The organism is Pseudonocardia sp. Ae331_Ps2 (assembly GCF_001932405.1).
GTDB lineage: Bacteria > Actinomycetota > Actinomycetes > Mycobacteriales > Pseudonocardiaceae > Pseudonocardia.
Genome location: NZ_MCIM01000001.1, coordinates 1141734 through 1161129, shown reverse-complemented (window position 1 = coordinate 1161129; position 19396 = coordinate 1141734). Strand labels below are relative to the sequence as shown.

At 72.3% G+C, this 19396-nt stretch carries 24 protein-coding genes and 1 pseudogene; 8 read left to right on the top strand and 17 right to left on the bottom strand.

Features of this window, described 5'->3' with window-relative positions; genetic code table 11:
- The first annotated feature begins 26 nt into the window (after window positions 1-26).
- From Ae331Ps2_RS05420 to Ae331Ps2_RS05410, 3 genes are all read left to right on the top strand, one after another.
- On the top strand, window positions 27-1271 hold the full coding sequence (locus Ae331Ps2_RS05420) for a 5-(carboxyamino)imidazole ribonucleotide synthase (protein WP_255407942.1): 1245 nt from the start codon (window positions 27-29) through the stop codon (window positions 1269-1271).
- Entirely contained in the window at window positions 1268-1783 is a 516-nt protein-coding gene (gene purE, locus Ae331Ps2_RS05415) for a 5-(carboxyamino)imidazole ribonucleotide mutase (RefSeq protein ID WP_020625222.1), read from the top strand. The genes Ae331Ps2_RS05420 and purE overlap by 4 nt, the downstream gene beginning before the upstream one ends.
- 462 nt (window positions 1784-2245) lie before the next feature.
- Entirely contained in the window at window positions 2246-3169 is a 924-nt protein-coding gene (locus Ae331Ps2_RS05410) for a hypothetical protein (RefSeq protein ID WP_075312810.1), read from the top strand.
- Window positions 3170-3296: 127 nt separating this feature from the next.
- Here the strand turns inward: Ae331Ps2_RS05410 and Ae331Ps2_RS05405 are convergent, their stop codons facing one another.
- Entirely contained in the window at window positions 3297-4004 is a 708-nt protein-coding gene (locus tag Ae331Ps2_RS05405; RefSeq protein WP_075310316.1) for a TetR family transcriptional regulator, read from the bottom strand.
- 60 nt (window positions 4005-4064) lie between these two features.
- Here Ae331Ps2_RS05405 and Ae331Ps2_RS05400 point away from each other — a divergent pair, with 60 nt between their 5' ends.
- On the top strand, window positions 4065-5219 hold the full coding sequence (locus Ae331Ps2_RS05400) for an acyl-CoA dehydrogenase (RefSeq protein WP_075310318.1): 1155 nt from the start codon (window positions 4065-4067) through the stop codon (window positions 5217-5219).
- A gap of 47 nt (window positions 5220-5266) precedes the next feature.
- Here Ae331Ps2_RS05400 and Ae331Ps2_RS05395 read toward each other — a convergent pair whose 3' ends face one another.
- From Ae331Ps2_RS05395 to Ae331Ps2_RS05355, 9 genes are all read right to left on the bottom strand, one after another.
- The gene (locus Ae331Ps2_RS05395) at window positions 5267-6496 is read right to left on the bottom strand and encodes a site-specific integrase (RefSeq protein ID WP_075310320.1); all 1230 of its coding nucleotides are present in this window, start codon (window positions 6494-6496) and stop codon (window positions 5267-5269) included.
- Between the two features lie 3 nt (window positions 6497-6499).
- The gene (locus Ae331Ps2_RS05390; RefSeq protein ID WP_075298826.1) at window positions 6500-6682 is read right to left on the bottom strand and encodes a helix-turn-helix domain-containing protein; all 183 of its coding nucleotides are present in this window, start codon (window positions 6680-6682) and stop codon (window positions 6500-6502) included.
- 20 nt (window positions 6683-6702) lie between these two features.
- Window positions 6703-8202, bottom strand: a complete 1500-nt coding sequence (locus Ae331Ps2_RS05385) for a replication initiator (RefSeq protein WP_075310321.1) — start codon at window positions 8200-8202, stop codon at window positions 6703-6705.
- A gap of 6 nt (window positions 8203-8208) precedes the next feature.
- Window positions 8209-8529: a hypothetical protein gene (locus Ae331Ps2_RS05380; RefSeq protein WP_075310322.1), complete on the bottom strand. Its 321-nt coding sequence runs from the start codon at window positions 8527-8529 to the stop codon at window positions 8209-8211.
- Between the two features lie 80 nt (window positions 8530-8609).
- Window positions 8610-8987 (bottom strand): hypothetical protein, encoded by a 378-nt coding sequence (locus Ae331Ps2_RS05375; RefSeq protein WP_075310323.1) that lies wholly within the window; start codon window positions 8985-8987, stop codon window positions 8610-8612.
- Window positions 8984-9307 (bottom strand): hypothetical protein, encoded by a 324-nt coding sequence (locus Ae331Ps2_RS05370; RefSeq protein WP_198932224.1) that lies wholly within the window; start codon window positions 9305-9307, stop codon window positions 8984-8986. Before Ae331Ps2_RS05370 ends, Ae331Ps2_RS05375 begins: the two co-directional genes overlap by 4 nt.
- The gene (locus Ae331Ps2_RS05365) at window positions 9304-9591 is read right to left on the bottom strand and encodes a hypothetical protein (protein ID WP_139318930.1); all 288 of its coding nucleotides are present in this window, start codon (window positions 9589-9591) and stop codon (window positions 9304-9306) included. Before Ae331Ps2_RS05365 ends, Ae331Ps2_RS05370 begins: the two co-directional genes overlap by 4 nt.
- Window positions 9592-9637: 46 nt before the next feature.
- Complete coding sequence (locus tag Ae331Ps2_RS05360) at window positions 9638-10477, bottom strand: FtsK/SpoIIIE domain-containing protein (RefSeq protein WP_075310326.1); 840 nt, start codon at window positions 10475-10477, stop codon at window positions 9638-9640.
- A gap of 90 nt (window positions 10478-10567) precedes the next feature.
- Window positions 10568-11383: a hypothetical protein gene (locus Ae331Ps2_RS05355; RefSeq protein ID WP_075310328.1), complete on the bottom strand. Its 816-nt coding sequence runs from the start codon at window positions 11381-11383 to the stop codon at window positions 10568-10570.
- Between the two features lie 356 nt (window positions 11384-11739).
- Between Ae331Ps2_RS05355 and Ae331Ps2_RS30260 the strand changes: the two are divergent.
- Window positions 11740-12565: pseudogene (locus Ae331Ps2_RS30260) on the top strand (transposase family protein).
- Here Ae331Ps2_RS30260 and Ae331Ps2_RS34155 read toward each other — a convergent pair.
- On the bottom strand, window positions 12566-12925 hold the full coding sequence (locus Ae331Ps2_RS34155) for a restriction endonuclease (RefSeq protein ID WP_075310330.1): 360 nt from the start codon (window positions 12923-12925) through the stop codon (window positions 12566-12568).
- Between the two features lie 164 nt (window positions 12926-13089).
- Between Ae331Ps2_RS34155 and Ae331Ps2_RS33830 the strand changes: the two genes are divergently transcribed.
- Window positions 13090-13239: an acyl-CoA dehydrogenase family protein gene (locus Ae331Ps2_RS33830; protein WP_249265207.1), complete on the top strand. Its 150-nt coding sequence runs from the start codon at window positions 13090-13092 to the stop codon at window positions 13237-13239.
- Between the two features lie 157 nt (window positions 13240-13396).
- On the top strand, window positions 13397-14218 hold the full coding sequence (locus tag Ae331Ps2_RS05340; RefSeq protein WP_233147658.1) for a squalene cyclase: 822 nt from the start codon (window positions 13397-13399) through the stop codon (window positions 14216-14218).
- A gap of 17 nt (window positions 14219-14235) precedes the next feature.
- Here the strand turns inward: Ae331Ps2_RS05340 and Ae331Ps2_RS05335 are convergent, their stop codons facing one another.
- From Ae331Ps2_RS05335 to Ae331Ps2_RS05325, 3 genes are read right to left on the bottom strand one after another with little or no spacing between them, the layout of a single operon-like run.
- Window positions 14236-14769: a helix-turn-helix transcriptional regulator gene (locus Ae331Ps2_RS05335; RefSeq protein ID WP_075312816.1), complete on the bottom strand. Its 534-nt coding sequence runs from the start codon at window positions 14767-14769 to the stop codon at window positions 14236-14238.
- 48 nt (window positions 14770-14817) lie between these two features.
- Window positions 14818-15057, bottom strand: a complete 240-nt coding sequence (locus tag Ae331Ps2_RS05330; protein ID WP_083695266.1) for a MerR family DNA-binding transcriptional regulator — start codon at window positions 15055-15057, stop codon at window positions 14818-14820.
- A gap of 25 nt (window positions 15058-15082) precedes the next feature.
- On the bottom strand, window positions 15083-15601 hold the full coding sequence (locus Ae331Ps2_RS05325; RefSeq protein ID WP_020627729.1) for a DUF1097 domain-containing protein: 519 nt from the start codon (window positions 15599-15601) through the stop codon (window positions 15083-15085).
- 234 nt (window positions 15602-15835) lie between these two features.
- Between Ae331Ps2_RS05325 and Ae331Ps2_RS05320 the strand changes: the two genes are divergently transcribed.
- Window positions 15836-17014: a benzoate/H(+) symporter BenE family transporter gene (locus Ae331Ps2_RS05320; RefSeq protein WP_075310334.1), complete on the top strand. Its 1179-nt coding sequence runs from the start codon at window positions 15836-15838 to the stop codon at window positions 17012-17014.
- 9 nt (window positions 17015-17023) lie between these two features.
- On the opposite strand, the gene Ae331Ps2_RS05315 is transcribed toward Ae331Ps2_RS05320, so the two are convergent.
- The 3 genes from Ae331Ps2_RS05315 to Ae331Ps2_RS05305 are packed head-to-tail and all read right to left on the bottom strand — an operon-like array spanning window position 17024 to window position 19389.
- Window positions 17024-17296, bottom strand: coding sequence for an MSMEG_0570 family nitrogen starvation response protein (locus tag Ae331Ps2_RS05315; protein ID WP_226360665.1), 273 nt, complete (start codon window positions 17294-17296; stop codon window positions 17024-17026).
- A 58-nt stretch (window positions 17297-17354) separates the two neighbouring features.
- Window positions 17355-18620, bottom strand: a complete 1266-nt coding sequence (gene ilvA / locus Ae331Ps2_RS05310; protein ID WP_051050468.1) for a threonine ammonia-lyase IlvA — start codon at window positions 18618-18620, stop codon at window positions 17355-17357.
- 22 nt (window positions 18621-18642) lie between these two features.
- Window positions 18643-19389: a TIGR03089 family protein gene (locus Ae331Ps2_RS05305; RefSeq protein ID WP_083695264.1), complete on the bottom strand. Its 747-nt coding sequence runs from the start codon at window positions 19387-19389 to the stop codon at window positions 18643-18645.
- Window positions 19390-19396: the final 7 nt, after the last annotated feature.

Sequence of the window (19396 nt, the reverse complement as noted above, 5' to 3'; positions counted from 1 at the left end):
TCGTGCCAGATTAGGCTCCCGGTCTCGTGGAGAGGGTTGACGCGCAGAAGACCGCCCTGCCCGTCGTCGGCATGGTCGGCGGTGGCCAGCTGGCCCGGATGACCGCCCAGGCCGCCGTCGCGCTGGGGCAGACGCTGCGGGTGCTGGCCGGGTCGCCGACCGACCCGGCGGCCCGGGTGACGCCGGACGTGGTCCTCGGCGACCCCGACGACGCCGCCGCGCTGCGGGAGCTCGCGACGGGCTGTTCGGCCGTCACGTTCGACCACGAGGGCGTCCCGCAGGAGGTGCTGGTCCCGCTCGCCGAGGCCGGGGTGCCGCTGCGGCCGCCGCCCTCGGCGCTGGTGCACGCGCAGGACAAGCTGGTGATGCGCCGACGGCTGTCGGAGATGGGCCTGCCGGTGCCGGCGTTCGCCGAGGTGGCCGCGCCCGGCGACGTCGCCGCCTTCGGGGCCGAACACGGCTGGCCGGTCGTGCTCAAGGCCACCCGCGGCGGCTACGACGGCCGCGGGGTCTGGTTCCTGCGCGCCGGTGGCGACGACACCGAGCGGCTGGTCGCCGACCTGCTCGACGCCGGCACCCCGCTGCTCGTCGAGTCGGCGGTCCCGATGACCCGGGAGCTGGCCGCGAGCGTCGCCCGCTCGCCCTTCGGCCAGGCCGCCGCGTGGCCGGTCGTCGAGACCCTGCAGGTCGACGGCCAGTGCGCCCGGGTCACCTCGCCCGCCCCCGGGCTCGACCCGGACCACGCCGCGCGGATCCAGGAGCTGGCACTGCGGATCGCGGCCGAGCTCGGCGTCGTCGGGCTGATGACGGTCGAGCTGTTCGAGACCGCGCCCGGCGAGGTCGTCGTGAACGAGCTGGCGATGCGCCCGCACAACTCGGGTCACTGGACGATCGAGGGCTCGGTCACCTCGCAGTTCGAGCAGCACCTGCGCGCGGTGCTGGACTACCCGCTCGGCTCGACCGCCTCGGTCGCCCCGGTCGCGGTGATGGCGAACGTGCTCGGCGCGGCGCAGGAGCCCGCGATGGGCATGGACGAGCGGCTGCACCACTGCTTCGCGCGCTTCCCCGAGGCGAAGGTGCACCTCTACGCGAAGGACGGCCGCCCGGCGCGCAAGATCGGCCACGTGACGATCCTCGGTCGCGACGAGAGCGACGTGCGCACCCGCGCGGAGCTCGCCGCGGGGTGGCTCGCCACCGCGACGTGGGCGGACGGCTGGTCCGCCCACACCGGTGATCCCCGCTCCCCGCACTCCCCGGAAGGACCTCGATGACGCAGACCGGCTCCCCGCGCGTGGGCGTGATCATGGGCAGCGACTCCGACTGGCCGGTGATGGGCGCCGCGGGCGCCGCGCTCGACGAGTTCGGCGTGCCGTGGGAGGTGGGCGTCTACTCCGCGCACCGCACTCCGCAGCGGATGCTCGACTACGCCGCCTCGGCCGCCGACCGCGGCCTGCAGGCGATCGTCGCCGGGGCGGGCGGCGCCGCGCACCTGCCCGGCATGGTCGCCGCCGCGACGCCGCTGCCGGTCATCGGCGTGCCCGTGCCGCTGAAGTACCTCGACGGTCTGGACTCGCTGCTGTCGATCGTGCAGATGCCCGCCGGTGTGCCGGTGGCGACCGTCGCGGTCGGCAACGCGCGCAACGCCGGGCTGCTCGCGGTACGCATCCTCGGCGCCGGCGACGAGCGGCTCCGGCAGGCGATGGTGGAGTTCCAGGCCGACCTCGAACGCAGCGTCCTGGACAAGGACGCGGCGCTGCGCGTGACCGCCCGCGAGAGCCGCTGAAATTGCGGTGGCGGGCCGCTGGACCCCGTGCGTACGGTGTGGGCACACGGGAGAGGAGGTGGTCCAGCAGATGAGCTACAGCAGGACACGTGAGGTGGCCGTCAGCTAGCACCACGTTCTGCTCCGGCGGGGAGAACCCGTCGGAGAGGCGGTCGTGGAAGCCGGTGTGGTGCCGGCGAGTTCCCGACGGTCACCCGTGATCCCCGGGTCCGAACGCTGTCCGGTTCGGTCGACGCACTCCCGGTGCGGCCCGGGGATCACGCATGTCCGGGGTTCGTCCGGATCGACACTCCCGGGGTCCCGGATCGGCTACCCCGGCCCGGGTTCGGGGTGGTCCCCGATGAGACCGGCTACGGGCTCCGACACGCTCGGTGACACGGCACACACCGTGCCGGCCGAGGGGGATCCGTGCGCCACACCACCGAGCCGCAACCGCCGTCCTGGCACCGGCCACTGCTCGTCATGTCCGTTCTGATGGCCGCCGTCGCCGCGGTCGCCGCGGTCGGCCTCGTCGTCGACGACCGCACCCTGCTCGCTGAGTCCGTCTGGGCCAAGCCGCTGAAGTTCGGCGTCTCGTTCGCCGTCTACGGTCTGACGCTCGGCGCACTCGTCCCGATGCTGCCGCGGGCCCGCCGCACGATGTGGTGGCTCGGTACGGCGTTCGCCGCCACCGGCGTCGTCGACGTCGGGTTCATCGTCCTCGCCGCGGCGCGGGGCACCTACAGCCACTTCAACCAGAACACCGACCCGGTCAACGCGATCGGTCAACAGGTCTTCTCCAGCGGTGTCGTCGGACTGTTCGGGGTCAGCCTGGTGATCGCGGTGATGCTGTTGTTCCAGCGGGTCGGCGACGTCGCGCTGACCCGGGCGCTGCGGGCCGGGCTGCTGCTCGCGACGGGCGGGATGGCGGTCGCGTTCGGGATCGCCGGTGCCGGTCCGAGCCGGACGGTGCCCGACGCGTACGGCCGCCCGGTCACCCTCGCGGGTGCGCACGGGGTGGGGACGCCCGACGGAGGTGGCATGCCCCTGACGAACTGGAGCGTCACCGGGGGCGACCTGCGGGTGCCGCACTTCGTCGGCCTGCATGCGATCCAGGTGCTGGTGCTGTTCGCGTCGGCGCTGGGGTTCGCGGCGGCCCGGGTGGTCTGGCTGCGGGACCCGGGAGTGCGGGCCCGACTCACGGGAGTGTCCGTGCTCGGGGTGACCGGTGTCTTCGCGATCACGACGTGGCAGGCGTTGCGGGGGCAGCCGCTGGTGCACCCGGACGGGCTCACCTGGGGTGCCGTCGGACTGCTGGCCGTGCTGACCGGCGGGCTCGCCCTGGCCGTCGTCGCGGCCGCCCGGCGGCGGGTCGGACCACCGAGTCCGGACCTGGTCCGGGCGTGACCGGTCCCCACGGCGATGCCCCGGGGCGTGCGCCGCCGGTGTGGTGCTCGACGTGGCGGTACTGCGGGGCGGGTGCTGGTGACCGCGCACTCCCGGCCGGCGCGCGATCGCGGGCCCCGGCGGCCGCTCAGCCCGTCCGCCGGGTCGACTCCCGCTCCAGGGTCCGTGCCGCGCGTTCCAGGCGCCGGGTCACGTCCTCCAGGTCGGGCGCCGCGGCCGGCTCGTCCGCGTCCTCCAGCGGCAGCATCGGCGCGACCCGCCGGAAGTGGTCGACGGCGCCGGGCAGGTCGGCGTCGCGCGCGCCGTCGACCAGCCAGCGGCGCAACGCCTGGTTGTGCGCCGCGACCAGTGCCGCGGCCGTCACCGCGGCGCGCAGCTCGCCGTCGGGGCGGTCGCCGAGGCGCGCGGTGAGCTCGCGGGTGAACAGCCGCCGGTAGTGGTGCACCGACGCGGCCTCGCGGTCGCGCAGCGCCGGCACCGAGCCGACCAGCGCGAACCGCAGCCGGGCGACCTCGGGGTCCTCGGTGTAGAGCTCGAACACCGTCTCCGCGGCACGCAGTGCCAGCGACGGCAGCGGCTCGTCGGGGTGCGCGCCGTCGAACACCTCGCTGATCCGGGCCAGCCCGCGCTCGTGGTCGGGGGACAGCGCGTCCTCCTTGCCGCGGAAGTAGCGGAAGAAGGTCCGGCGGCCGACGCCCGCGGCGGCGGCGATGTCGTCCACCGTGGTGTCGTCGTAGCCGCGTTCGGTGAACAGCCGCGCGGCCGCCGCGACCAGGTCCCTCCGCACCTCGGCGCGCCCCTCGGGGGAACGCCCGCGCCGCGTGCTGGTCGCCATGGCACGGAGGGTAGCAAGGTCCCCTGGCCTGTGGCACGGAGTGCCGTTAGCATGGGCGGTATGAACAGCGAGTTCGACAGCTACCGGCTCAGCGACGAGCACATGGCCCTCCGCGAGGCGGTCCGGGACCTGGCGGAGAAGGAGATCGCCCCGCACGCCGCCGAGGTCGACGAGCAGGGCCGGTACCCCGTCGAGGCGCGCGACGCGCTGGTCAAGGCCGGTTTCCAGGCCGTGATCATCCCCGAGGAGTACGGCGGCCAGGGCGCCGACGAGCTCGCCGGCTGCATCGTGATCGAGGAGGTCGCGCGGGTCTGCGCGTCGTCGTCGCTGATCCCGGGGGTCAACGGGCTCGGGCTGACCCCGATCCTGCTGTCGGCCTCGGACGAGCTGAAGAAGCAGGTTCTCCCGTCGGTCGCCTCCGGCGAGGCCATGGTGAGCTACGCGCTGTCCGAGCGCGAGGCCGGCTCCGACGCCGCGTCGATGAAGACCCGCGCCCGCCGCGACGGCGACGAGTGGGTGCTCAACGGCACCAAGTGCTGGATCTCCAACGCCGGCGAGTCGACCTGGTACACGGTCATGGCGGTGACCGACCCGGAGAAGAAGGCCAACGGGATCTCGGCGTTCGTGGTGCACTCCGACGACCCGGGCTTCGTCGTCGGGACCAAGGAGCGCAAGCTCGGCATCCACGGCTCGCCCACCCGTGAGATCCACTTCGAGGACGCCCGCATCCCGGCGGACCGGATCATCGGTGCCGAGGGCACCGGATTCAAGACCGCGCTGCGCACCCTGGACCACACGCGTCCGACCATCGGCTCGCAGGCCGTCGGCATCGCCCAGGGCGCGCTCGACGTCGCGACGCAGTACATGAAGGAGCGCAAGCAGTTCGGCAAGCACCTGGCCGAGTTCCAGGGCCTGCAGTTCATGCTCGCCGACATGGCGATGAAGGTCGAGGCCGCCCGCCAGCTCTGCTACGTCGCCGCCTCGCGCGCCGAGCGCGACGAGCCCGGACTCGGCTTCATCTCCTCGGCCGCCAAGTGCTTCGCCTCCGACACCGCGATGCAGGTGACCACCGACGCCGTCCAGCTGCTCGGCGGCGCGGGCTACACCCGTGACTTCCCGGCCGAGCGCATGATGCGCGACGCGAAGATCACGCAGATCTACGAGGGCACCAACCAGATCCAGCGCATGGTGATGGCGCGTTCGCTGCTCAAGTGAGGTGTACGGGGCCCTGAGCCCTGCTGCGGACCCCGGGGCGACCATGATCAGGCCGTCTCGGGGCCGTCCGAGGTCGACGACGAACGACCGAGGACCCCGTCGATGGCGGCACGGGCGCGCTCGTAGCTGGACGGCACGAGGTGGGTGTACGTCCGCAGTGTGAAGCCAGGGTCGCTGTGGCCGAGGTAGGCCGCCAGCTCTTTGACGGACACGCCCTGCGAGAGCAGGGTCGAGGCGTAGAAGTGGCGCAGTGCGTGCATCCCGTCGGCACGCTTGCGGTAGACGAGGCCGGCGGACCGGAAGGCGCCCTGCCAGACGACCTTGTTGAAGAGGACTCCGCTGTAGAGACGGCCGTCTTCCCCGGTGATCAGTAGGTCGGTGGTGACCGGCTCCCCGTCGGGGTTATCCCACGGCAACGTGATCGTTGATGGCGGGAAGCCGTCCAGGTGCGCGGTGATGTGGTCGAGGACCGCGCCGGACAGCGGGACGACACGCGTCTTTCCGCCCTTGGGAAGCGCGAACACGATTCGTCGTTCGACCATCCGGATCTGACGGCGGACATGGACGACCATGGAGTCGCGGTCGATGTCCTCGGTGCTGAGTCCCAGGATCTCGCCCTGGCGCAGACCACAACCCGCTCCGATGATCACGGCGAGCCGGAATCGGTCGCTGATGTGCTGCTCGATCGCGTTGAGCCGTGTGCGAGGCCAGATGACGATGTTGCTCGCCGACGAGGTCGGGCGTTTGATCGTCTGCGCCTTGCACGGGTTGTGGGTGATCAGTCGTTCCTCGACGGCGGAGTCGAGCACCGACGAGACGATCGTGAACAGCACGGTCCGGTAGTTGGCGCTGTAGCCGCGGTCGTCGAGTTCTCCGAGCCAGTTCCGAACGATCGCGGGTGTGATCGAGTTGAGCGGGCGTTTCTCGAAGAACGGGTAGATGCGGGCGTCGAGACGGCTGCGGAGCGCGCCCCGGGTGGCCCGGTCGGTCGACTGGCCCTTCAGCCAGTTCTCGGCGTGAGCTTTGAAGCTGATCTTTCCTGCGCTGACGCTGACGTACTTGCCCTCGCGCTTGGCCGACTCGACCTCGACGAGGAAGTCGTCAGCCTCCTTCTTGCAGCGGTCGGGGAAGGTGCGCGAGCGTTCGACGCCATCCGGGTCGATGTAGCGGACCTTGTAGCGCTGGCCCTTGCCGTGGATCGAGGTCTTGACCTTGCGGACCTTCTCGGTCGTGGGGTCGACCTCCGGGCGGTACCAGCGGTCCTGGACGTGCCCCACGGGTCAGGCCGCGTGAGCGGTGAACCAGTCGCGGACACCTGCTGGGTCGTAGCGCAGGTGCTTGCCCATCTTGCAGGCCGGCGGGCCCTGCTTCTTGCGGCGCCACTGGTACAGCGTTTCGACGGGGATGCGCAGGTAGCGCGAGACGTCCTCGATCGTCCACATGGGTTCGGGCTGGTCGTTCACGGTTGTCCTCCTGGTGGTTGCTAGTGGCTCTCCCTGCTGGTGGTGCGTTCCTCGCGGGCCAGGGCGCGGTGCTCGCGGGCGCGTGCTGCGGCGTCGGCGGCGAGCTGGGCGTCAGCGGTGCTGTTCCAGCCGATCCCGGCGAGGGTGAGGCGGCAGACGACGAGGGTGGTGTCGTCGAGGTCCTGGTCGTCGTCGCCGTGGTGGCGGCGCCAGTGGTCGGTGCGGCTGGTGCGGCGCCAGGTCCGGCGTTCGGCGCGCAGCCGGGTGTGGGTGGTGGAGTAGCGCCGGGACTTGGTGGCGAAGTGGCCGCCGAAGCCGAGCATGTGGGTCCAGCGCTCGAGCCGGCCGTAGGTGTCGTGCCAGGTGGCGCGGTCGTCGTCGCTGGTCCAGTCGGCGGGTCGGGTGCCGAGCTGGCGGGCGTAGGCGATGAGGCGGCCGAGGTGGGTGTGGGCGTCGGCGTAATGCTCGACGAGGTCGGCGGTGAGCCGTCCGGTGATGGGGAGGCCGGCGGGTTCGGTGGCCTTGGTGGCGTACTTGGCGAGGTACGCGGCGACGGCGTCGGAGGTGATCGCGCCGGAGTCGAGTCCGTGGGTGACGGCGCGGATGTCGGTCTGTGGGCCCCAGGTGATCGGCCAGGTGTGGCCGGTGTCGGCATAGGACGGGGTGTCGAAGCCGGTGGCCCGGGTGGCGCCTGCGACGAGCTCGGCGAGGTGGGCCGGGGTGATGGTGTCCGGCGGCGGGAGTATCGCATCGGGGTCGTCTGGGTCGACGGTGTCGAGGCGGATGAGGGCGTGGAAGTGGACGACGCCGCGGCGTTGGTACTCGGCGACCTTGCCGTAGGAGACGCGCAGCTTCGTGCCGTGGGGCTTGGCGAGGGGCCGCAGCGCCCGGTTGAGGGCGATCATGGTGCGGCGCCAGAGTTCGCCGGCCCAGCCGTTCCAGACGACGTGGTGGGCGTGGTCGTAGCAGTCCAGGCACAGCGGCCGGCCGAGACAGGCCGCTGACTCGGTGTGGCGCTGGGTGCAGGTCAGCAGGCGCCCGTGAGGGCAGGGAGTCGCGTTGCGGCGCGGGCGGCAGGGGCGGACCTGTCCGGTGCGGGGGTTGACCACGCGGGTGTGGACGGGGCCGAAGGACGGTGCGGTGAGGGTGGCGAACACGGCGGGGTGTCCGGCGACGGTGTCGGGGACGCCTTTGCCGCCGACGAGGCCGGAGCGGATGAGCTGGTAGGTGTCGGCGCGGTAGGTCTCGGCGCACGGTGGGCAGACGCTGGCGCGGCGGTCGCCGCAGGGGACGTAGATGACTCCGTCGGGCAGCTCGTTGGTGTGGCGGGTGCGGGTGATGGCGCCGGTGGTGGTGTCGACGTCGTGGAGTTCGCCGGTGAGTCGGACGGGGCGGACGCATCCGCGGGTGGCGGCGGTGTGGTCGAGCCAGCGTCGGTGGTCGCGGGATCCGGCACGGCGCAGGAGTGCGGTGCGGGTGGTGGTGAATCCTGGTGGTCGGGGTGTCGTCGTGGTCGTCATGGGCGGCTACCAGGGGACGGCCGGGAAGGCGTGGCCGAAGTAGTCGCGGGCGATGTGCTCGGCGCGGGCGCGGATGGCGGCGATGTCGTCGGGGGTGCGGCTGGTGGTCCAGGTGTGGAGGTCCCCCCCGTCGAACCGCATGACGGCGTCGATGGCGGAGAGCGGGTCGACGACCTTGACGGCGAGGGTGTCGCCGTAGCGGGCGAGGTGTGCGGCCAGGGCGAGGACGAGCTGTCGGGCGGTGAGGACGTACTCGGCGGCGGTCAGGAACGGCTGCTCGGTGCTGACGTCGTGGCGGTCGGTCGGGGTGTCGAGGGTGGCGGTCATGGCGGTTCTCCTTGCTCTGGTGGGTGGTTGGCGGTCACCGGGCACCCCCGGCCGGGCGGGTCGGGGGTGCGGGGTCGCCGTCAACGACCAGGTGCGTCGTCGGTGGTCGGGAGTGCGGCGAGGGTGGTGGTCTCGTGGGCGTCGCATCCGGGACGCAGGCACGAGCGGTAGAGGTCGCAGCCGAACAGGGCGTGGTCGGGGATGAGGCCCCGGCAGTGGCAGGGGGTCCAGTGGCACCAGATGTGGCCCTCGAAGACGCAGCGGGCGCGGTTGCGTCCCAGGACGCAGGACCGGCAGATGAGGCGTCCGTCGTCGGCGGTCCAGCCGTCGGTGGTGATGTGCTGTATCGCCTGCTCGGCGGTCTCGAAGTGCAGCGGGCGTTCCTCGATGCCGTCGGTGTCGTACTCAGACGAGCAGATGTCGCAGGTGATCGCGTAGCAGGTGACGGCGCGGATCACGGTGCACCTCCGGTGCCGTAGCGCTGGTGGGCGGCCTGTCGGGTGGTGCCGAGGCGGGTGGCGATGTCGGCCCAGGAGAAGCCGGCTGCGCGCAGTCCGGTGACGGCGTGGCGGATGGCGGTGTCGATGTCCTCGGCGAGGCGGGCGAGGTCGGTGAGTCCCTCGATGTCGCCGTGGCCGATGCGGCGGCCGTGGGCGGTGACGATGCAGCGGGTGAAGGCGGCGTAGTCGTCGTTCTCGCAGATCCGGCGGGTGCGGCTGCCGGGGCGGTGGGTGGGGCGCTCGGGTGTCAAGCCGGTCTTGACGGTCGGCGCGGTCACCGGAGGGCTCCGGCGTAGGGGGCCCGGGTGCTTGCCTCGGTGTCGTGGCGGTCGCTCAGGGCGATGCGTGTCCGGTGCGACGAGGTGAGCCGGTCGGTCAGGGCGACCAGGGTCAGCAGGACGGGCAGGGTGATGAGGAAGCCGATCAGCAGGACCAGTGGGGCGGCTTCGCCGAGGGTGTTGCGGGCGGCGAGGACGAGGCCGGTCGTGGCGGCGACGAACGGAATGGCGATGAGCAGGTGACGGATGTCGTTCTTCATCTGGGCACACTTCTCCTGGGTCACGAATAGCGGTGCTATTCGGCGGGTGGGTGGAATTGCGGGATCGCGCTTATGCGGCGGGATCGCCGGGCGCGTTGTCGCGGAGGCGACGGGCGGCGTTCACGACGGCGCGGATGTGGGCATCGGTGAGGTACGCGGCCTTGAACCGGCGAGGGATTCCGCCTTCGGCGAGCAGCCAGCCCACGCCCCGGTCCTCGGGGCGGATGTCCTTGGCGGAGAAGCCTTCCTTGGCCCAGCCGACGGACAGGATGATGTCGGAGCTGGAATCGGTGGTGCAGCGGAAGGCGACGCGGTAGCCGAACAGGTCCCGCAGGCTGGTCGGGATGATGTCGGCGGACGGGCGTTGGGTGGCGGCGACGACGATGATTCCGGCGGCGCGGCCCCGGGCGACGAGGTCGCGGACGAGGGTGCGGAACTCTTCCTGCTCGTCCTTGGTGCCGATGGTGACCGAGTAGTAGGCGAGTTCGTCGATCACGCAGAGGATGACGTCGAGGCCGTCGGTCTGGACGATCTTGCGTCGTCCGGCGGCGTCGAGCTGGGTGTATCGGATGTCCATCTCGGACTGGAGTTCGCGGAGCTTGTCGAGTGCGAGGCCGATGGAGTTGCCGACGAACACGTCGGCGACCGGGCGCCAGAGTCCGAGTTCGACGATCTTGCCGTCGAAGAGCCACAGCCGGGCGTCGGTGCAGAGTGCCGCGTGGCCGATGATGGTGTTGAGCAGCGAAGACTTCCCGGAGCCGGGTTCGCCGCCGTCGAGCAGGTTGCGGTACATCAGGGTGACCTCGACCGGGTCGCCGTTCTCGTCGATGCCGAAGCTGATCGGGTCGTAGATCGAGCGCGGGCCGCCAGGTCGGTTCCGGCGGGTGCGCCGGCGGTTGAGGATCGTCATGGCGGTGTCCTTCACTCGGCGTGGATGCGCGGTGCGTGTGCGGGTGTGGTCGCCGAGGTCCGGCCCGCCGGGCGGCGGGTCAGGTGAGCGCTACAGGCTCGGGTCGGCGTCCTCGTCGTCGGCGGGCCGACGCGCGGTGGCGTTCTTGCCGCTGGTGCGTCCCGGCTTCTTCTCGGCCGGTGGGGTGGGCGCCGTGGTGCGGGCGCCGGTGAGGGTGTCGCGGGAGGGCAGGGCGACGACGTTGCCGGTGTCCTCGGGCGTGATGTGCTCGTCAGCGTCGACCGCAGCGAGGTCGGCGAGGTCGTGGATACCGGTCGGAACGATGTCTCCGACGGTGAGCGGGTCGCGGCGGATGACGTCCACGACGACGAGTGCTGCTTGGGCGCGGACCGGGGTGACCCGGGTGGTGCGGGCCCAGCAGGCGGTGGAGATCCGGTCGGTGACCTGGTCGATGTCCTTGACCGAGAGCCCGGCCGGGAGCCACACTCGCACGCGTTCCCCGACCGGGGACGGCCGTGACCACAGCAGCAGCGGCATCTTGCCGTCGTGGGTCATGGTCCGGGTCTGGCCGAAGCAGGCCCGCATCCGATGGCGAGTCGTCACGGCCCAGCAGCGGGCGGTGATGTACCGGCGAGATGCCGGGATACCGATCACCATGACGGTGACGAAGCCCAGTGCGAGGGCGGTGTTCGCGGGGCCGATGTGGTCCCGCAGGACCAACGTGATCGTCAGGATCACGGCGATGCAGGTCAGTTCCGCTCGGAAGCGGATGATCCAGCCCACGACCCGCAGGTACGGGTTCTGGTGTGGGCGGGTGAAGATCTCGATCGTCCCGCTCCGGTACGAGGTCCGGGACGAGTTCCGGCCGCCGGAGCGGCCTTGCGCACGTGAGGTGCGTGCCATCATCGATCAGTCCTTCCGACTGCTCTGGCTGAACCGGGGTGGAAGGGCGAACAGAGGCGGACGCGGGGCCGCGTATGTGGTCGGGAAACCTCGGCGGTCCCGTGTCCACCTCTGCCCTTCATCGGGCGAGTCCGGGTAGACCGGCTAGAAGCCGGAGCCGGAGTTGCGCTCGTCCTCGACGTGCAGGCGGTGTGACATCGCCGCCTTCCACTGACCGACGTGGGTCAGTGAGGTGTTCTCAGTAGCGGGGTGGGAGGTTGTGGCGACACGCCGAGGGTGGTGAGATGAGCGGGAACGGGGCAGGACCCCGGTAGATCGGTTCGGTCCAGCACAGATCGACACCGTCACCGAGGTCCTGCATGTCTGATCCTGTCACCTACACCGCTGTCCTCCCGATCGGGGAGCGCACCGTGGCCTATCTGGCGCGGCTCCTGGTCCTTCAACGCCGTCGACGTGGCACCCGGCGGCGGGCGTTGACCCCGTTCGCCCAGGCAGTGCTGGTGATCCGCTGGTTCTGTGATGCTACCCGGGTCCGATGTTTGGCCGGTGACAACGCGATCAGCACTGCAACGGCCTACCGTTACCTGCACGAAGGCATCGACGTCCTCGCCGCGGCCGCACCCGGCCTGCACGGAGCCCTGCTCGCCGCCCGCACAGCCGGGCACACCCACGTGAATCTCGACGGCACCCTGATCGCCACCGACCGGTGCCGCGCGCTCGGCCTCACCCCCCGGGGTCGACCTGTGGTGGTCGGGCAAGCACCGCCGCCACGGCGGGAACATCCAGGTCCTCACCGCACCTGATGGATGGCCGCTATGGACCAGCGACGTGCGGCCGGGCCGCGAGCACGACACCCGCTGCGCCCGTACCCACCCCGGGCTGCTCGAGGGCCTGGCCGCGTTCACCGACGACACCCACGCCGCGCTGGGCGACCTCGGCTACGAAGGCGAAGCCGACCGGCTCACCGTGCCCATCAAACCCGTCCCCGGCCGCGGGCAGACGGTCAACCAGCGCACCGTCAACACCCTGCACTCAGCCCTTCGTGCTCTGGCCGAACGCGGAAACGCCCTGCTCAAGACCACCTTCGCCGCGTTGCGGCGAGTCACGCTATGTCCCTGGCGCACCGGCGCGATCACCGCAGCTGCGCTCGTACTACTCCACACCGAGTACGACCGCACGACATGATCAACCCGCTACTGAGAACACCTCATTGGCCTCTGCGGTCAAGCGTGGCGTCACCACCATAAATGCGTGAAGTTCTGGACTGCGCCGTCGCAGGGCTGAGAACTTCCCGTAGAACTGTGTAAGAGGGCCAATTTTGACGGCAGACGTGTATGCCTTGCACTCGATTATCGCCGGCTTATTCGAGAGCGTATGTGAGACCTTAAGGTCTAGTTCAATCCCATTTGATGTTACGTTACGTTCGCGCCAAGAAGGGTCTTGATAGCCGAACGCATTGAAGAGGCGTCCGATGAACATCTCAAAAAGGTGGCCACGGGTGTGGTTCCGAGCGCCGTCTGTGTCACCCTCGGCGACGACAAGCACACTGGCGTCGGTTGGCTTCACACTACGCACTCGAGCTCCCGCGTTGGGTAACGTTGACCTTCGTTGGTAGGTCGGCGCTGGGTAGGCAATCCGTTACATCACTGGTGCCTCACTCTGCGCAGGCCGTCTGCAGGCCGTGAGAGGTGGACGGCTCATCACGGCTGATGACTGGTGACGAGCGAATCAAAGCAGCTCAGGCCGCCAATCGACGGCAAGGCTGTAGGTCGACAGCTCGCAGCCTGAAGATCACGCAGATCTACGAGGGCACCAACCAGATCCAGCGCATGGTGATGGCGCGCAACCTCCTGAAGTGACACTCTGACCGCCCATGGACGGGGCTGTCGTGGACCGAGCACTGCTCGACCGGCTGCTCGACACCGATCCGGCGCTGCGCTGGCAGGTCGAGCGCGACCTGGCGGGTGCGCCTCCCGAGGTCTGGGAGGCCACCCGTGCTCGGGTCGCGACCGGGGGATGGGCGCGCGGCTGCTCGCCCGTCAGGATCCCGACGGCACCTGGGCGGGCGGCGCGTACTTCCCGGCCGAGCCGTCGACGGTGGAGGGCCAGCCGTGGACGGCGACGACCTGGTCGCTGAACGCCCTGCGGGAGTGGGGCCTGGATCCCGCGGCGCTCGCGGGCACCGCGGAGAAGCTCGAATCGTGCCGCTGGGAGTACGACGACCTGCCCTACTGGGACGGCGAGGTCGACGCCTGCATCAACGCCTGGACCGTCGCCAACGGGCTCTGGCTCGGCCGCGACATGGATGCGCTCGCCGCCTGGTTCGCCGAGCACCAGCTCCCCGACGGCGGTTGGAACTGCGACTGGGTGGACGGTGCCACCCGGTCGTCGGTCCACTCGACGCTCAACTCCCTGCACGGGCTGCTGGCCCACGAGCGGGCGACCGGAGGGACGTCGGGGACCCGGGCCGCCCGCCGCTCCGGTGAGGAGTACCTGCTGTCCCGACGCCTGCTCTACCGGCTGTCCACCGGGGACCGCCTGCCGCTCGAACGGGACCCCGCCGAGCTCGCGTACCCGCTGCGCTGGCGGCTCGACGTGCTGCGTGGCACCGAGTACTTCCGCCGCGCCGCGGAGCTCGACGGCGCGGCGCCCGACCCGCGCCTGGCGGAGGCCGTCGCGGTGCTGCGTGCGGCGCGCCGTCCGGACGGGTGGTGGGTGCAGGGCCGTCGCGATCCCGGCGAGATGTGGTTCGAGGTCGACGTGCCGCCGGGGGAGCCGTCACCGTGGCTGACCTTGTACGGCACCCGGATCCTCGCCTGGTGGGACGCGGTGGCCTGACGCTCAGGTACTGATGATCATGGAGTCGGTGGGGTGCGGATGACGAGCACGGCAGCGGCCGGCTCCCCGGCGAGGGCGGCGTAGGTGTGCTCGCCGTCCGCAGGCCAGCGTGTGGCCTCGCCGGTGCCGAGCTCGGCCTCGTGCCCGCTGCGTCCGGCCCGGACGGCACCGCGGGTGACGAGCAGGTGCTCCACCACCCCGGGACCGTGCCCGGGGGACACGTGCACCGCCCCCGGGACGAGTGCCAGCGCGTACACCTCGACGGTGCCGTGGTCGTCGGTGGTGGTCTCCAGCAGGCGCACGGTGATGCCGGGGCCGGCGAGCTCGGCCCCGGGGTGCTCGGCGAGCAGCCGGGACAGCGGCACGGCGAGGGTGTCCGCGAGGGCGTACAGCGTGGACAGGGTCGGGTTGCGGCTGCCGTTCTCGATCTCGGACAGCGACCCCTTGCCGATCCCGGCCCGCTCCGCGAGGACCCCGAGGGAGAGACCGCGTGCGGTCCGGGCCGCCCGCACCCGTGCGCCGAGGGCCGTGCGCAGCGCCCCGTCGTCCACCGGGCGACTGTAGCCGGGGCCGGTCGACACGAGGCCCCTGCGCCCGGGCTACCGGGCCGGGGTGTCCGGACCACCACGTGGCGGGCCGGGTGTTCCGGGGTCGCGCACCGCGGTGGCCGCGGAGAAGCGTGCCGGGAGCGCCGTGACCTGGTCCCGCAGATCCTCCACGTCCCAGAGATCTCTGCCGTCCGGTTCGCGGAAGGCCGGCGTCACCAGACCGGCCCTGGCCCAGCGGTGCAGTGCCCGCGGGCTCAGGGCCAGCCTGGTCGCGGCCTCGCCGGTGGTCACCAGTCGCACCGGGTGCCGCCGCCGGTCAGGCCGCGGCGGGTGCCGTGGCGCGGGCGGTCAGGCGGCCGACGATCAGGCTGCAGCCGTAGCCGAGCGCGACCGAGCCGACCACGAACGACAGCAGCATCACCGTGAACGGGCCGGTGGGCAGCGAGAAGTCCGTGCCGGAGGCGCCGCTGAGCAGGCCGAACGCCGCCGTGGTGGCGAACCCGACGACCGACCCGGGCACGAACCCGAGCGCCGGCACGAGCGCACCGAGGATGAACACCGCGGTCATCCCACCGATGATCAGGCCCAGCAGGGCGGGGTTCGTGGTGAGTCCCGCCAGGATCAGCATGACGGTGCCGGTGACGATCCCCCAGATGTTCGTGGCGAGGGCGGTGACCAGCGCGGGCCGGTCACCACCGGCCGCGAAGAAGGTCGCGGCACCCAGGAACGTGGCGGGCACGAACAGGCCGAGACCGGAGAGCGGGCCGAGGTAGAGGTACGCGATCACCGCCCCGGCGACGCCGATCACCAGGGCCAGAGCGACGGGCAGCTTCATGGGACGGTCCTCCCGGTTGGGCCGCACCCGGCAGGCGCGGCGACCCACGCAGGATGGGCCGCCGCCGGTGCCCGTTCCAAGATCGCCGGGCCGGACGTCACCGCCTGTTTTCCGGACGACACGGTTCGGTCATCTTTGGTCCCGCAGAGGGCGTCCCGTGTATCGGCTGCAGAACATCCTGCTTACCGCCCGACGAGAGTTCTGTTTACAGAACGACGCGGTTAGAGTGGGCCCGTGGATCGTTCCTGGGCGCAACCGGTGTCGGTCGGTGTGGTCTCCGCGGTGATCGGGGTGACCAGCTCCTTCGCCGTCGTCCTCGCGGGGCTGTCGGCGGCCGGTGCCGACCCGGCGCAGGCCGCGTCCGGGCTGGTGGTGCTCACCGCCCTGATGGGGCTGGCGACGATCTGGCTGTCCCGCCGGTTCCGCCGCCCGCTGACGATCGCCTGGTCCACGCCCGGTGCCGCGTTGCTGGCGTCCACCGGCGCCGTAGCGGGCGGGTGGCCCGCGGCGGTCGGCGCGTTCGTCGTCGTCGGCCTGCTGGTCGTCGCGACGGGGCTCGTGCGCCCGCTCGGGCGGCTCGTCGGGGCGATCCCGGCGCCGATCGCGCAGGCGATGCTGGCCGGGGTGCTGCTGCCGCTCTGCCTGGCGCCGGTCCGGGCGCTGGTGGAGCGGCCGCTGCTCGTCGCGCCGATCGTGGTGCTGTGGGTCGTCCTGTCGCGCGTCGCGCCGCGCTGGGCCTCGCCGGCCGCGTTCGGGCTGGCACTGGTGATCGTCATGGCACTCGCCGACGGCTGGGGGTGGCTGCAGGCCCCGCGGATCGCGCTGACGTTGCCGTCGTTCTCCCTCGCCGCGGTGGTCGGGGTGGCGCTGCCGCTGTGGGTGGTGACGATGGCCTCGCAGAACGTGCCGGGCGTCGCGGTGCTCGGCGCGGCGGGCTACCGCGTGCCGTGGCGGTACGCGATGGTCCTCACCGGCGCCGGCACGGCGCTCGGCGCCCCCGCCGGGGCGCACGCGATCAACCTGGCCGCGATCACCGCGGCCCTGCCCGCCTCGCCCGAGGCCCATCCCGACCCGGCCCGGCGCTGGATCGCGTGCCAGGCCAACGGCGTCACCTGCCTGCTGCTGGCCCCGCTCGCGACGACGCTGGCCGCCCTCGTCGCGGCCGCGCCGCCCGGGGTCGTGGAGTCCGTCGCGGGGCTCGCCCTGCTCGGCACGTTCGGTGCCGCGCTCGCGGGGGCCCTCGCCGTCGCCGACGGGACGCCGGACCCGGCCGTCGCGCGGGTGCCCGCGGCGGCCACGTTCCTGGTCTCGGCGGCCGGGGTCACGATCGCCGGGATCGGCGGGGCGTTCTGGGGGCTGCTCGCCGGGGTGGTGCTGCACCTGGCGCTGCGCCGACGCGCGGCGGCCGCGTGAGGCGCGGGATCAGCGGCGGAAGCCCTGCACCCGCACCTCGTCGGTCGGGGCGAACCGCCCCGCGGCGGCGTCGATGAGCGCGATCGTGCGGGCCGACTGCGCGCAGCCGAACCCGTACTTCGCGCGGACCCGCGAGTCGGCGATCTCCATGCAGGTGCGGCTGCGGGTGACGAACTCCGCCACCGGGTAGGTCGTGCCGGTGTCCAGGTGCTCGGTCACCACCAGCGACGGCGAGTAGTAGCTGACCTCGGTGCCGTCCGGCCAGCGGACGTCGAACATCATCTCGGGCACGGTCGTGCACGGTAGGCGGCCCGGATTGCCACCGTGTTGCGCGCGACGTCTACAGGATGAAGCCGAACAGCGGGCTGTCCGGCGGGATGGGCTCGATGTGCGGGGGAGCCTCCTGCATCCGCTTGAGCAGCGCGGGCAGGTCGTCCGGGGAGCCCAGCTCGATGCCGACCAGCGCCGGGCCGGTCTCCCGGTTGGAACGCTTGGTGTACTCGAACAGGGTGACGTCGTCGTCCGGGCCGAGGACGTCGTCGAGGAAGCGGCGCAGCGCGCCCGGCTCCTGCGGGAACTCGACGAGGAAGTAGTGCTTGCGTCCCTCGAAGACCAGGGCGCGCTCGACGATGTCGGCGTAGCGCGAGACGTCGTTGTTGCCGCCCGAGAGCAGGCAGACCGTCGTCGCGTCGCGGGGGATGCCGAGCCGGTCCAGCGCCGCGGGGGACAGCGCCCCGGCGGGCTCGGCGATGATGCCGTCGGACTGGTAGAGCGCGAGCATCTCGACGCAGATCCGGCCCTCGGGCACCGCGAGCAGCTCCACGCCCGCATCGCGCACCACGTCGAAGGTGGCCGCGCCGACCTTGCGCACGGCGGCGCCGTCGACGAAGGGGTCCAGCGTGCCCAGGTCCACCGGCTCGCCCGCGGCCACCGCGGCCGCCATGCTCGCCGCCCCGGCGGGTTCGACGCCCACGATCCGGGTCGACGGCGCGTGCTCGCGCAGGTAGGTGATGGCCCCGGCGAGCAGTCCGCCGCCGCCGACCGGGACGACCAGCACGTCCGGCGGGTCGGCCAGCTGGGACAGGATCTCGCGGGCGATGGTGCCCTGGCCCGCGACGGTGCGCGGGTCGTCGAAGGCGGGGACCTGGGTGGCGCCGGTGGACTCGGCGTCGGCGCGGGCGGCCGCGGCGGCCTCGTCGTAGGTGTTGCCGACCACCCGGATCTCGACGGCGTCGCGGCCCAGCCGCGCGACGCGGTCCCGCTTCTGGCGCGGGGTGGTGCCGGGCAGGTAGACCCGCCCGGTCACACCGAGGCGCTGGCAGGCGAACGCGACGCCCTGGGCGTGGTTGCCGGCGCTGGCGCAGACGACGCCGGCGAGACGGTCGGCCTCGGGCAGCTGCGCGATTAGGTTGTAGGCGCCGCGGATCTTGTACGAGCGGACCGGCTGGAGGTCCTCGCGCTTGACCCAGACCTCGCCGCCGAGCGCGTCGGACAGGCGGGGGTTGAGCTGCAGCGGGGTCGGGCCGATGACGGCGCGGAGCCGGGCCGCCGCGTCGTCGACGTCCCGGGCGCTCACAGAGGGGGTCACGGTCGACCAGGGTGTCATGACCCCCGGCCGGGGCCGCCGCTCACCCCAGGCGCAGGGTGACCCGCTCGGTCTCGGCGCGCCGGTCCAGGGCGGCGGGGTCGGCGGCCGGGTTCACCGTCTGGACCAGCGACGCCCCCGCCGCGAGAACGGCGAGCAGCCCGTCGCGCAGGCCGTCGGCGCTGTCCCAGCCGATGACCGACAGCACCCGGGCGCCCGCGGTGATGCCCAGCGCGTCCGCCCGCTCCCGGGCCGTGGCCAGCACCTGCTCGCCGCTCGCGCCGTCCCAGGCCGGGGCCGCGCCGTCGACCGGGTCCCAGGGGACGAACTCGTCGCCGTGCGCCCGGACCTCGGTCGCGAAGTCGACGGCCCCGCCGGGCAGGTCGCCCATGCCGCGGCCGAAGAAGTCCAGCGAGAACGCGACGACCGTGCCCGCGCCGGCGGCGAGCGCCACGTCGAGCCGCGCCGCGTCGGCGAGGACGACGTCGGCGCCCGCCGGGTCGCCGACGAGCTCCGCGCCGCAGGACCAGACGGCGAGCAGCGCCGCGACGGTCTGCCAGTGCGCGGGCAGCAGCGCCGCCACCCGGGTGCCCGGCTCGACGTCGACCTCGTCGCGGAGCAGGTTCGCTGCCTTCGCGGTCCAGTTCGCGGTCGTCGTGCCGGACAGCTCGGTCCGCTCGCCGGTCGCGTCGTCGTAGTGGGTGACCAGCGGGCGCGGGGCGGCGGCGCCGAGCGCCGGGCCGAGCAGTGCGTCGGTGAGGAACAGGCCGGAGCCGAAGACGGTGTCCATCGCCCCG